The organism is Parafrankia discariae (assembly GCF_000373365.1).
Lineage (GTDB): Bacteria > Actinomycetota > Actinomycetes > Frankiales > Frankiaceae > Parafrankia > Parafrankia discariae.
On sequence record NZ_KB891216.1, the window covers coordinates 1 to 12,821 of the forward strand.

General features: G+C 71.4%; 9 protein-coding genes, 1 tRNA gene and 1 pseudogene. 6 read left to right on the forward strand and 5 right to left on the reverse strand.

Annotated elements, in window-relative coordinates; genetic code table 11:
• Nucleotides 1-247, forward strand: a pseudogene (locus B056_RS0115895) (IS630 family transposase); the annotation flags it as partial.
• Nucleotides 248-301: 54 nt separating this feature from the next.
• Nucleotides 302-1,264: a recombinase family protein gene (locus B056_RS40695; protein WP_268258373.1), complete on the forward strand. Its 963-nt coding sequence runs from the start codon at nt 302-304 to the stop codon at nt 1,262-1,264.
• Here B056_RS40695 and B056_RS0115905 read toward each other — a convergent pair.
• The 4 genes from B056_RS0115905 to B056_RS0115920 all read right to left on the reverse strand — a co-directional run bounded on the left by B056_RS0115905 (nt 1,229) and on the right by B056_RS0115920 (nt 5,029).
• Nucleotides 1,229-1,313: transfer RNA gene (locus tag B056_RS0115905), tRNA-Leu, on the reverse strand. The two genes, B056_RS40695 and B056_RS0115905, sit on opposite strands and share 36 nt — an antisense overlap.
• A 329-nt stretch (nt 1,314-1,642) precedes the next feature.
• The gene (locus B056_RS0115910; protein ID WP_018502855.1) at nt 1,643-3,139 is read right to left on the reverse strand and encodes an MFS transporter; all 1,497 of its coding nucleotides are present in this window, start codon (nt 3,137-3,139) and stop codon (nt 1,643-1,645) included.
• A gap of 190 nt (nt 3,140-3,329) precedes the next feature.
• Entirely contained in the window at nt 3,330-4,196 is an 867-nt protein-coding gene (locus B056_RS0115915; protein WP_018502856.1) for a TauD/TfdA dioxygenase family protein, read from the reverse strand.
• Nucleotides 4,197-4,252: 56 nt separating this feature from the next.
• A complete protein-coding gene (locus B056_RS0115920; RefSeq protein WP_018502857.1) occupies nt 4,253-5,029 on the reverse strand; it encodes an SDR family NAD(P)-dependent oxidoreductase in 777 nt (258 codons plus the stop codon).
• 1,145 nt (nt 5,030-6,174) lie between these two features.
• On the opposite strand from B056_RS0115920, the gene B056_RS0115925 reads away from it, so the two are divergent.
• The 4 genes from B056_RS0115925 (at nt 6,175) to B056_RS0115940 (ending at nt 10,349) form a co-directional block, all read left to right on the forward strand.
• Nucleotides 6,175-7,317 carry an LLM class flavin-dependent oxidoreductase gene (locus B056_RS0115925; RefSeq protein WP_018502858.1) on the forward strand — a complete coding sequence of 381 codons (1,143 nt, stop codon included), beginning with the start codon at nt 6,175-6,177 and terminating at the stop codon, nt 7,315-7,317.
• A 25-nt stretch (nt 7,318-7,342) separates the two neighbouring features.
• On the forward strand, nt 7,343-8,023 hold the full coding sequence (locus tag B056_RS0115930; protein WP_018502859.1) for a peroxiredoxin-like family protein: 681 nt from the start codon (nt 7,343-7,345) through the stop codon (nt 8,021-8,023).
• 137 nt (nt 8,024-8,160) lie between these two features.
• Nucleotides 8,161-9,405 (forward strand): acyl-CoA dehydrogenase family protein, encoded by a 1,245-nt coding sequence (locus B056_RS0115935; protein ID WP_018502860.1) that lies wholly within the window; start codon nt 8,161-8,163, stop codon nt 9,403-9,405.
• A gap of 44 nt (nt 9,406-9,449) precedes the next feature.
• Entirely contained in the window at nt 9,450-10,349 is a 900-nt protein-coding gene (locus B056_RS0115940; RefSeq protein ID WP_018502861.1) for a class II aldolase/adducin family protein, read from the forward strand.
• A 24-nt stretch (nt 10,350-10,373) separates the two neighbouring features.
• Here the strand turns inward: B056_RS0115940 and B056_RS0115945 are convergent, their stop codons facing one another.
• Complete coding sequence (locus B056_RS0115945; protein ID WP_195905915.1) at nt 10,374-12,761, reverse strand: molybdopterin-dependent oxidoreductase; 2,388 nt, start codon at nt 12,759-12,761, stop codon at nt 10,374-10,376.
• Between the last annotated feature and the right edge of the window lie 60 nt (nt 12,762-12,821).

The following is a 12,821-nucleotide window of genomic DNA, read 5'->3' on the forward strand; positions in this document are numbered from 1 at the left end:
CGATGGGCGGGTCGGGGTGTGGGCGGCGGCGAACAACGTCGAGATCGCCTACACCCCGACCAACAGTTCATGGCTGAACCGGATCGAGGCCCAGTTCACCGCCCTGCGCTACTTCGCGCTCGACGGCACCGACCACCGCAACCACCGGGCCCAGGCATCGATGATCCGCCGCTACCTCGGCTGGCGGAACCGCCACGCCGCGGACAAGAAACTCCGCACCATCGTCGCCAAGGCGAACGTTGCCTGATGCGGCACTAGCCCGTCAGCCCACGATCCGGTTCGTAACCCCCATCGCACCGGTATCGCATGGTCCAAAGCCGCGCTGCGTGTCATCCTGACCAACCCTCGGTACACCGGCCGGCAGGTCTGGAACCGCCAGCGCAAAGACGAAGTCCTCCTCGACGTCGAGGACGTCGCCCTCGGCTATGAGACCCGGATGCGGTGGAACGCCCCGGACGTTTGGATCTACTCGACGGCCGTCGTCCACCAGCCGCTCATCGACGATGAGACCTTCGCCCAGGTCCAGGCCCGCCTCGCTGCCAAGAAGCTCGACCCCAGCGGCCCTCGCGAACCCAAACGCACTCGACATCCCTACCAGCTGCGCGGCCGGATGCGCTGCGGAATCTGCCAGCGGCGGATGCAGGGCAGCTGGAACAACGGCAAGGCCCACTACCGCTGCGTCTACCCCGACCAGTACGCACTGGCCAACCACGTTGAACATCCCCGCAGCGTCTACGTCCGCGAGGAACTCATCGTCCCCCACCTCGACCGCTGGCTTGCCCGCGCCTTCACCCCACCCCAACTCCCCACCACCATCGCCGCCCTTACCGCCGCCCAAGACGACGACGCCGACATCGGTCAGGACGCCGATCGCGTCCAGGCCCGGCGGACCATCACCGACTGCGACGCCAAACTTGAGCGCTACCGGCTCGCCCTCGAAGCCGGCACCGACCCCACCCTCGTCGCCCGCTGGACCGCCAAGGCCAACACCGAACGCGCCGCAGCCCAAGCCCGCCTACGCACTGCTATCGGCCGCAGACGCATGACCGAGCAGGAGATCAGCGACATGGTCGCCGCTGCCGGCGACATCGTGGCCGTCCTTGCCGACGTCGACCCAGCCGACAAGGCTGAGATCTACACTCAACTCGGACTGGAACTTACCTACGAGCCAGGAGGTAACAGAGTGATCGCCGAGGCCAAGCCGTCGACGATCATGTACGAAAGAGAGTGTCCGAGGGGGGACTTGAACCCCCACGCCCCGTAAAGGGCACTAGCACCTCAAGCTAGCGCGTCTACCATTCCGCCACCCGGACAGGTGATGGTTCTGGGCTGCTCGCCCGCACCGGAGATGACTCTACACGGTCACGACGGCGACTGACGCTACGCCCGACCACCGGGCGATCAAGTGGCGACGTCAGACCCTCCGGTCCGCTCCCGCCCGCCTGTCGACCCGAGACGATCATCCTCACGGGGCCTGGGACTCGGCGGCTCGTGTGCCCCGCTCGGGCCGTCCGGGAGCCGCTCGCCGGGCTCGGTGCGGGGTCGACACCGCGTAGCCCCGAGTTCCGCGAGTGGGTGAACCGTACCGGTCGTGCGCGTACCCGCGGCCAGGAATCTCCCGTGGACGCAACCAGCACCCGCACTATTCCCGGCGGATTGATCGCGAGTTCCGGAGAGTCGTGAAGACAAGAGTAATACACACTCCGCTCACGACCGCCGCTACAGTGAACGCCAGCCTGAATCCGTTCTCCGCGCCAGTCCCCGGATAGGCGGTCACGACCTCCGACACCGCATCTGCCGGGATATCGATAGCCGGGCGGGAGCCGGGCGGACTGCCCGTGCCACCGATTTTCGCGGACGTCCCGAGCGCGGCACCGAGGACGGCGACTCCGAGTGCCGCCCCTAACTGTCTGACCGAGTTACTGAAAGCTCCGGCGGCGCCCGCCCTCGATCCCGGAACCTCGCTGAGCGTCATATGGACCGCGCAGGCCATCGTGAACCCGGTTCCCCAGCCGACGAGCAGAACGCCGACGCCCGTGACGAGATAACCCGAGGTCCAGGTACCGAGCAGGATTACCAGGAGGGCCGACCCCACCACCGAAAATCCGATGATCAGCGTGTCACGTTGGCCGATCAACAGGGCCGCGCGACGCGATGACACGCTGCCCAGTGTGAATCCCGCTCCCAGTGGGATTACCCGGAGTCCAGCCTGCAGCGGGCTGTAGCCCTCAAGTATCTGCAGGTACTGCGTGAGGACGAAGAGCAGCCCGTTGAACACGAACAACGAGGACGCGGTGACCATCGAGCCCACGGTGAACGAGCGCACGCGCAGCAGTCCCGGGTCGACCAACGGGTGGGTCGCGCGATGTTCCCAGACGAGGAAAGCGGCCAGTGCCCCCACGGCGGAACCGTAACAGGCGATTATGGTGCCCGAGAGCCATCCGAGGCGCGGGCCCTCGATGAGGCCGAATATCAGTGTCGCGGTTCCGAAGGTCGACAGGACTATACCGATGGGATCCCATCCACCCCTGTCACCGCCGGGCCTCCGGGGCCCGGGAGCCACCGCGTTGAGCAGGCCGGCCAGCAGCGAGGCGGCTCCACCCACCAGGAAGACGGATCCCCACCAGAAATCCGCGAGGAGCCACCCGCCCAGCAGTGGTCCCAGCGGTAGGCTCAGTCCGATCGCGGCGGTCCAGTATCCCAGCGCCCTGGAATGCTCGGCGACGGGAAATACCGCCATGACCAGTGCCCTGGAGGTCGGGAGAACAGCCGCGGCGCTGATGCCCAGGGTCGCGCGGCACACTACTACTTCCGTGAACGAGTCCGCGGAGGCGGCGGCGAACGAGGTCAGGGAGAACAGCAGGAGACCCGCCTCGAGTACCTTCCTGTGTCCGAAGCGGTCACCCAGCCGCCCCGCGACGAGCATGAAGCTCGCGAAGGAGAGAACGAAGGAGTCGACGATCCAGACCAGCTCGGCTGGATCGGCGTCGAGATCAGCCGCGATGGATGGGATCGCGACATTGAGAATACTCGCGTCGACCTCGACGACGACAAGTCCGAGACACAGGGCTGCCAGCGTCCACCAGCGCCGTGACCCCGCATCCGTTATCCGTGCGACGTCTACGGGTATGTCGTCCACGGGTATGTCGTCCGCCGATGCGCCGTCATGTCCCGAGTCTTTCATTTCCGTGGCTGGTTGGCCGCCACGCATGGCGGTTCAGTCCGCGGGGCGGGTCGAGGGTTGCCCCCGACCCGCCGCGTCCGAAGTGGGGCGTCGGCGGGGTTCCGCCTCGACGGCACCACGGGGAGCTGGTGTGGCAGAGCCTCTCCTACAGGTCGGCGTGGAGCGTTTCGTCGGCGATGAGGATGCGCTCCAACAGGCGCGGGAACGTTCCGTAGTTGCGTACCGCGTAGTGGACGGTGGCGCGGTTGTCCCAGAACGCGACCGAGCCCGGTCGCCACGAGAATCGCACCTGGTTCGCCGGCTTGCGGTACTGGTCGATGACCGCCGTCAGAAGTTCCTTGCTCTCGGCCCGGTCGAGCCCGAGGATCGTCGGCCGCTGGGTGAAGTTCACCCAGAGGATCTTCTCCCCGGTCTCCCGGTGCACGCGGACGACCGGATGGGCGACCACCGGATAGTCGTGTCCGGACTGGTGCAGCGCGGCACGGTAGTCATGGGCGACGTGCTGGCCCTCGAGCCGGGCCTTCACCTCGTCGGACAGGCCCTGGTAGGCGAGCGCGGCGTCGACCCAGATGGTGTCGCCGCCGACCTCGGGCAGGTGCACCGCCCGCAGCACCGCTCCCCAGGTCGGGACGAGCCGCCAGCTCGTGTCGGTGTGGTACGGGTCCCACGTGTCGTCGCCGGCCTGCGGGATGTGTGCCTTCTCGTACTTCTTGAAGTCCTCGCTGGCGATCCGGTGAATCGCCGGGGTGGGGCCGGAGTCGGGCCTCGAGGCACCCGGATGGGTGTAAAGGGGGCCGAACTGCCGGGCGAAGGCTTCGTGCTGCTCCTGGGTCAGCTCCTGGTCCCGGAAGAAGACGACCTTGTACTTCAGCAGGGTCACCCTGATCTCGTCACGGACCTCGGGCGTGAGCGGCTCCCGGAGGTCGACGCCGCTGATCTCCGCTCCGATGGTCGGTTGCAGCGGTTGGATGGCCAACGACGAGCGGACGGGCGGTTCGACGACAGTGGTCACTGGGTGTCCCTTCGATCGGTGCTGCCGGGTCGGGTGCTGCCGGTCAGCGGTGGATGTCAGTAGTGGATGGGGCCCTGGGTGCCGCCGCCGGCGGCGATCGACTCGCCGGTGATCGCGACCGCGAGCGGGGAGGCGAGGAAGGCCACGACCGAGGCCACCTCGTCGGCGGTGATGGCTCGCCCGATCGAGATGCGGGCGGCGGCGGCCTGGATGTACTCGTCGGCGAGAACGACTGTTCCGCCGTGGTCACCGGTGAGGGTCAGTCCGGGATGCACCACGTTCACCGTGACGCCGTGTGCCCCGAGCTCGTCGGCGAGGGTCTTGGTGAGGGCGGCGACCCCGACGTTGCGGATGGAGCCGGAGGCGAGGCCGACCTGACGGGCCGCCAGCCCGCCGATGTTGATGATCCGTCCCCAGTCCTGGGCGATGAAGTGCGGGGCGACAGCCTGGGCGGTGCGCAGGTAGCCGAGCACCTTGACGTTGAAGTCGGCGGCGACGTCCGCGGTGGACAGCGCCCGCGCGCCGCCGGGCCCGCCGGCGCCACCGGGTCTGGCCGCGTTGTTGACCAGAATGTCGACGCCGCCGAGCTCGCTGACGGTGGTCTCGACCAGCTCCTGGACGGACGTGTCGCTGCCGGTGTCGGCGACCACCGGCAGCACCGTCCCGCCGGTCGCGGCCGTCAGGTCGGCCGCGGCCGCTTTCAGCACGTCGGCGTCACGCGCGGCGATGACGACCTGCACACCCTCGGCGAGCAGCGCCAGGGCGATCGCCCGCCCGATACCACGGCTGCCGCCGGTGACGATCGCCCGTCGGTCGGAAAGTCGGAGATCCACTCGTGCTCCCTGTCATCTGTCCGGTGCCCCGGCCGCTCCGCCCACGCGGCGGAGTTCGGGGACCGCCGCCGGCCGGAACACCGGGGGCGGTGAACGTTTCAGTACGGACGTTTCTGTGCGGACGGCCCGTCCGTCAGCTCTCGTCGGCGGTGGACGGGGCACCATCGGCTCGACCGGATCCGGTGGTGGGCGGCACCGCGGTTGGTGGAGCGGGGTGCGCACGCCGGGCGCAGGTGACCGTTCGGGACGCGACGACCGACGCCCTACCGGGCGCGCCGCGAATCAGCCGTTCCGCGGACCAGCTACGCCAGGCGCGCCAGACGTGATCAGATCATGGGCGCCGGGTGGCCCCTTGGGGTCGGCGCGCGAGGGCGCCGCGGCCCGGTGACCGCGCCAGGTCAGCGTGGCCACCACGACCGTCGCCTGTCGGGCCGTTCAGGCCCGGACGCTGGGCGTCAGCGCCCGCTGCGGTGGTCCGGACAGCTCGCGGAGGTCACTCGCAGCAGGTCGATGTGCTGTCGCGTGACCAGGTACGCAGTCCTCAACACGGACCCAACATGACCAAAGTTTGTCGATCGGTCAAGTGCGGATTTAAAGTGATCTACATCACACACCTAGGCCGCCGAGACGACGGCGCTCCCGAATCGATCGCGCGGCCGTTCGGGCGGTCCACCCTTTCACCGCTATCTACACCGGAAAACTTGACAAGTGTCGAGGTCTGCCGCACTGTTGCTGCATGTACGTCCGCCCCGCGCTGACCCGCCGTCGGTGCGTGGACTTCGCGCGGGTGCGGTCCGGCCGCTGTCGCGGAACCTGACATCCCGCTGGCCGACCCACCCCGTTCGACGCGGGAAATCATTTTTTGTCTTTGCCGAATTCCCCGCCCCACAGCGGCTTTTCGCGTCCTCTCCTGCCCTTCGACCGGCTGAGGTGCCTGACGGCTCGGCCCACATTTCCCCGTTGACGGGCGGCGCGGTGGGCCGTGAGGCGCCGCCGGAGTGGCCGTGGACCCGCCACTCCGGCCGGGGCGCGCCGCCGGTGCGGCAGGAGACCGGCCCACGGTCGTCGGCCCGTCAATCCGCCAACCCGGTCCCGGCCGGCCGGAAATCCGGTCCCGGCCGGCCAGAAGTACTGAGGGAGATGACATGCCGGTCGAGTTCATCGGTCTGATCAGCACCACGGAGCAGTCGGAGATCCGGGACGGAGGTGGGCCGCTGATCGATCACCGGTATGTCCGCCGGTTCGCTCGAGCCCACGAGGACGCGGACTTCGACCGGGTGCTGATCGGCTACTCTTCGGGCTCGCCGGACGGAACACATGTCGCCGCCTACGCCGCGGCGCACACCGAGCGGTTGGGCTTCCTGGTCGCCCACCGGCCCGGTTTCGTGTCTCCCACCGTGGCGGCCCGCACCTTCGCCACGCTGGACCAGTTCACCGGCGGCCGGATAGCGCTGCACACCATCACGGGGGGCAGCGACGGGGAGCAGCGACGGGACGGCGACTACCTCCTCAAGGAGGACCGTTACGCGCGCAGCGGCGAGTACCTGCGGATCCTGAAGGCGGCGTGGACCTCGACCGAGCCGTTCTCCTTCGAGGGCAGGTTCTACCGCTTCGAGGACCACCTGAGTCACGTCCGCCCCGTGCAGCAGCCGCACATCCCGCTGTACTTCGGCGGGTCGTCCCCGGAGGCCTACCGGGTCGGCGGTGCGGAGGCGGACGTCCACGCGCTGTTCGCCCAGCCGCTGGAGGAGATCGCGGAGGAGATCGCGCAGGTCAACGCGGCGGCCACCGCGGCCGGGCGGGCCACGCCGCCGCGGATCAGCGTCTCCTTCCGGCCCATCCTCGGGCCCACCGAGGAGCTGGCGTGGGAGCGGGCCGAGCGCATCCTCGCGACGACCAGGCAGCGGATCACCGACGGCGCGCCCCTGCGCGGCTGGCGGCCACTGGGTGGCCAGGCGTCGGTGGGTTCCACCCGGCAGCTGGCGGCGGCGTCCCGCGGCGAGCGGCACGACCGTGCCCTGTGGACGGCGCTGGCGGCCGCGACGGGAGCCGGCGGCAACTCGACGGCTCTGGTCGGCACGCCCGAAACGGTGGCGCGGGCCCTGCTGGACTACGTCGACATCGGCGTCAGCACGCTGCTCATCCGCGGCTACGACCCCTATGACGACGCGGTGGACTACGGCCGGCAGCTCATTCCGCTGGTCCGGGACGAGGTGCGCCGACGCGACCTCGCCGCGGCGGCCGCCGGGCGAACCGAATCCCGGCAACCCGTACCGGCGACGGCGTAAAGCCCTGAAGAAGGAGAGCCCCCAGATGAGCCAGACCGGAACGGCGCCGGTGACCGTGCAGGGTTTCCTGGACGAGCTGCAGGCCACCCGGGACGCGGAATGGGCGCCGGAACAGCTCCGGGCCCACGCGGACCTGCGGCGGTCCCTCGAGGAGAACGCGGACCGCGGGCGCTTCGTCAGACCAGGCGACGTGGTGGCGCCGTTCACTCTGGCCGAGGTCGGTGGCGGCACCGTCGTCCTCGACGCCCTGCTGGCCGACGGGCCGGTGGTGCTCGTCTTCTTCCGGTTCGAGGGCTGCCCCGCGTGCAACGCGGCTCTGCGCGGCTACCGGCTCACCCTCGCGCCGGCCCTGCGTGAGCTGGGTGCGCACCTCGTCATCGTCAGCCCCCAGATCGCCGAGAAGCTGGCGGCGGTCAAGGAACGGCACGGTTTCGAGTTCCTGGTCGCCAGCGACCCCGACCGGATCCTGATCGACTCGTTCGGTATCGGGTTCGCGCCGGCGGAGGCGGCCCGCGACGAGTCCCGGGGCAGAGGCGTGGATCTCGGTGCGATTCTCGGCACCGGGGACTGGGTGCTGCCGTACCCGACGGTCGTCGTCATCGACCGTGACCGGACTGTCCGGTTCGCCGACGTCCATCCCGACTGGATGGTGCGCACCGAGGCCGCGGCCGTTCTCGCGGCGGTCCGGCCCCTCGTCGGTCAGTAGCCGCGGCCACGCCCGGTAGGCACGCTCGGTAGCCGCGGCGGTGCCCGCCGGGCAGGCTTCCCGTGAGGTCCGGCCCGTGTCCCCGTGTCACCGCCCGCGCCGGGAGTTCCCGGCGCCTGTTCATCGGGAGGTTCCGCATGGCCGATCCGACCGCGCGGTCGGCGACCGACCCCGGGCCGGCACGCCCGCAACCGCAACCGCGACCCCAGCCCCGCCTGGACCTGTTGCCCGAGCTCACCGCCCAGTTCGCGGCCACCGCCGCCGAGCACGACCGGACGGGCACCTTCCCGATCGCGAACATCCGGGCGCTGCACGCCGCCGGGCTGCTCTCGCTGACCATCCCGAGCCGGTACGGCGGGGCCGGGGCCGGGCTGACCACGGTGACCGAGGTGCTGGGCGCGGTGGCCCGGGGCGAACCGGCCACCGCCCTGGTCCTGGCGATGAACCTGCTGTTCCACGCGCATGCCGGCGATCCCCCCGGCTGGCCGGCGGGGACCTACGAAGGGGTGGTGGCCAGCTGCCTGGACGACGGTGCGCTGATCAACGCGCTGCGGGTGGAGCCGGACCTCGGCACGCCCGCCCGCGGCGGGGTACCGGCCACCACCGCCCGCTGGACCGGCGACGGCTGGGAGATCACCGGTCGCAAGATCTACTCGACGGGTGCGCCGGTGCTGCGCTGGATGCTGGTCTGGGCGGCCACCGACCCCGCCACCGACCCGCGGCCGCCGTCCTCGGGAGCGGCCCGGGTCGGCTCGTTCCTGGTCCCGGCCGACACGCCCGGCGTCACGATCGTGCGGACCTGGGACCACCTGGGCATGCGGGCCACCGAGAGCCACGACGTGGTGTTCGACCGGGCGCGGGTGGGTGCCGACGCGGCCGTCGGGCTGCCGGCCGAGGAGGCGCCCCTTTCGCTCGCTCCGGCCGCGGCGGCCTGGAACGCGCTGGCGATCGCCTCGATCTATCTGGGGGTGGCCGAGGCCGCGCGCGACTGGCTGGTCGGCTACCTGCACGAACGCACCCCGACGAACCTGGGCGCGCCGCTGTCGAGCCTGCCCCGGTTCCAGAGCGCCGTCGGTGAGATCGAGGTGGCGCTGACGAACGCCCGCGGCCTCGTCCGGGCGTTCGCGCAGCGCTCCGACGCGGCCGACCCGGACGTCGCGGCGCAGGTCAACGGGGTGAAGACAGCGGTGACGGCCGCCGCGGTCAAGGCCGTCACGGACGCCGTCGCGCTGATCGGCAACCCGGGGCTGACCAGGGCCAATCCGCTGGAACGCCACCTGCGCGACGTGCTGTGCAGCCGCGTTCACACCCCGCAGGACGACGTCGTCTACGCGACGGTCGGCCGGACGGCGCTCGGCCTGCCCACCGCCGGTCCGCGCTGAGGCCTGACGAGGCTGAGGCCCGATGAGGAAGGACAACCCCAGACATGACACTTTCCACCCATGACACCCCGGCCACCCATGACACCCCGGCACCGGCGATTCCGCCGGCGCCGACGCCGGACGTGGCCCCGGGAACGTCCGACGGTGAGCGGACGGGCCCGTGGGCCGGGCTGGTCGCGCCGGCCGAGGGCGGGCAGTGGCCTCGGCCGCTGCCCGTCCGGACGGTCGAGGAGGAGCGGCTGCACCGCAAGCGCAAGCTCGCCGCCTCCTACCGGCTGTTCGCCAAGTTCGGCATCGCCGAGGGACTGGCCGGCCACATCAGCGCCCGTGACCCCGAGCTGACCGACCATTTCTGGGTGAACCGGCTCGGCCTCGACTTCAGCCGGATCAAGGTCTCCAACCTGCTGCTGGTCAACGGCAGCGGGGAGATCGTCGAGGGGCAGCCGCCGCTGAACCGGGCGGCGTTCGCCATCCATTCGCAGATCCACGCCGCCCGGCCGGACGTCGTCGGCGCCGCGCACACCCACGCGCTCTACGGCCGGGCGCTCGCCGCGATCGGCGAGCCGCTGCATCCGATCTCCCAGGACGCCCTCGCGTTCTACGAGGATCACGTGATCTTCGATGAGTACAACGGGGTCGTGCTGGACGAGGAGGAGGGCCGCAAGATCGCCGCCGCGCTCGGCTCGCGCAAGCTGGCGATCCTGCGCAACCACGGTCTGCTCACCGTCGGCACCAGCGTCGAGGCGGCGGCGTACTGGTACATCGCCGCGGAGCGGGCGGCGCGAACCCAGCTCGTCGCGGCGGCGGCGGGGACGCTGCGGATCCTGGGCCACGAGATCGCCAGCGCCACCGCCGGTCAGGCGCGGGGTGACGAGGGTGCCCGCTGGGCCTTCGAGGCCCTCTACGAGATCATCGTCGAGGAACAGCCCGACCTGCTCGACTAGCCCACCAGACAGCCCGTCAGACGGTCAGGCGGTGCCGCCCCGGCCCGGTCGGGAGACCAGCCGGGGGGGCGCGTCGACGGTGAGCCGCGGTGGCTCGCCCGTCCAGCGTTCGACCTCGACGAGGGCGTGCTGGCCGACGCAGCCCTGCGACAGCCGGGAGGTCGGCACGTCGGCGGTGAGCACGTTCGGGTTCCCGTGCACGCACAGGCCCACTCCCGCCGCGGGCCCGTCCGCCGGATCCACACCGAAGGCCACCGGGTCCGCGTCGAGGGTCACCGGGTCCGCGTCGAGTGGGTCGAACCAGGCTCCGGTGGGCAGCTGGACGACCCCGGGGCGCACGTCGTCGGTCAGCACGGCGCCGGCGAGGCAGCCGCCGCGGTCGTTGAACACCCGGACGACGTCACCGGCGCTGATGCCGCGGGTGGCGGCGTCGGCGGGGTGCAGGCGCACCGCCTCCCGACCGGCGATCTTGGCGGCCTGGCTGACCGCGCCGCCGTCGAGCTGGCTGTGCAGTCGGGTGCTCGGCTGGTTGGCGATGAGGTGCAGCGGGTAGGCGGCGGCCCGGGGCGCGCCGGCCCACTCGGTCGGTTCCAGCCAGACCGCGTGGCCGGGGCAGTCCGGGTAGCCGAAGGACGCCACGGTCGCGGAGAAGAGCTCGATCCGGCCGCTGGGGGTGGCCAGCGGATGCGCGTCCGGGTCGGCGCGGAAGCGCGCGAACAGGGTGTGCCGGTCGGACCCGCCGGGCAGCCGGTACTCGCCGGCGGCCCAGAACTCCGCGAAGGCGGGCACGTCCGTCCCGCGCGCGACCAGGTCCGTCCGCCAGGCCGTGTAGAGGTGCTCGAGCCAGCCGCGGGCGTCCCGGCCGGCGGTGAAGGCGTCGGCGACACCGAGGCGGTCGGCCAGCCCGGCGAGGATGTCGTAGTCGTCGCGGGCCGCGCCGACCGGTGCCACCGCCCGGTGCATGGCGTGCAGATGGGTGTCACGCCGGCCGCCGCCGATGTCCTCGCGTTCCAGGGTGGTGGTGACCGGCAGCACGATGTCGGCGTGCCGGGCGGTGGACGTCCAGTGCGGCTCGTGCACGATGATCGTGTCCGGTCGGGCGAAGGCGCGGCGCAGCCGGAACAGGTCCTGGTGGTGGTGGAAGGGGTTGCCTCCCGCCCAGTGGACGAGGCGGATGTCGGGGTAGGTGTACCGCTCTCCGTCGTAGTCGTACCGCGCGCCGGGACGCAGCAGCATGTCGGCGATACGGGCGACCGGGATGAAGGTGCTGACCGGGTTGCGGCCCTGCGGCAGATAGGGGATACGCCCGGTCGGGCCGGGGTCGCCGACGTCGCCCATCGAGCCGTAGCCGTGCCCGAAGCCGCCGCCGGGCAGGCCGATCTGGCCGAGCAGGGCGGCCAGCGTGAGCGCCGCCCAGACCGGCTGCTCGCCGTGCTCGACGCGCTGCAGCGACCAGGTGACGGTGACCAGGGTGCGGCGGGTCGCCATCCGGCGGGCGAGCCCGACGATGTCGGCGGCCGGGATGCCGCAGATCGACGCCGCCCAGGCGGCGTCGCGGACGATCCCGTCGGCGCGGCCGAGCAGGTAGTTCTCGACCTCGCCGTAGCCGACCGTGTAGCGGTCGAGGAACGCCCGGTCGTGGCGGCCCTCGGCGACGAGGGTGTGGGCGAGCCCGAGCATGAGCGCGGTGTCGGTGGCCGGCACGACCGGGTACCAGCGGGTGTCGACGCCGGCCGGCAGGTCGTCCCGCAGCGGGCTGACCAGCGCCACCTCGACGCCGCGGGCCGCGAGCGCGTCGAGGTGGCCGGGCGTGCCGTGCCGGGTGACCCCGCCGGGGGTCACGAAGACGTTCTTCGCCGGGATGCCGCCGAAGGCGACGATCAGCTCGGTGTTCTCGACGATGGTCGGCCAGGTCGAGGCGGACCGCAGCACCTCGTCCGCGCTGCCGACGAGGTGCGGCAGCAGCACCAGCGACGTGCCCAGACTGTAGGAGTTCCGAGACGAGGTGAAGCCGCCGATGGTGTTCAGGAACCGGTGCAGCTGGCTCTGCGCGTGGTGGAAACGGCCGGCGCTCGCCCAGCCGTAGGAGCCGCCGAAGATCGCCTGGTTGCCGTGCTCGCGGCGGACCCGGTCCAGCTCGGCGGCGACCAGGTCGAGCGCCTCGTCCCAGTCGAGTTCGACGAACTCCTCCCGCCCGCGCGTGCCGGCCGGTCCCGGGCCGTGTTCCAGCCAGCCGCGGCGGACCGCGGGCCGCGCCACCCGGGTCGGATGGCGCAGCCCGCCGGGCACGTTGCCGAGCAGCGGTGACGGCGCGGGGTCGTCGGGATGCGGGATGACGGTGACCGCGCCGTCCGGGCCGACCCGGACACCGTAGGCACCCCAGTGCGACGTCGTCGGCCGCGGGTCGGTCACGGCACGGCCCACGGGTCGGTCACGGCGCGATCCACGGGTCGGTCACGGCGCGGTCCGGGC

Coding starts and splice junctions, on each gene's coding strand:
- B056_RS0115925 (WP_018502858.1), top strand. CDS start 6,175: ATGCCGGTCGAGTTCATCGGTCTGATCAGCACCACGGAGCAGTCGGAG.
- B056_RS0115940 (WP_018502861.1), top strand. CDS start 9,450: ATGACACTTTCCACCCATGACACCCCGGCCACCCATGACACCCCGGCA.
- B056_RS0115930 (WP_018502859.1), top strand. CDS start 7,343: ATGAGCCAGACCGGAACGGCGCCGGTGACCGTGCAGGGTTTCCTGGAC.
- B056_RS0115935 (WP_018502860.1), top strand. CDS start 8,161: ATGGCCGATCCGACCGCGCGGTCGGCGACCGACCCCGGGCCGGCACGC.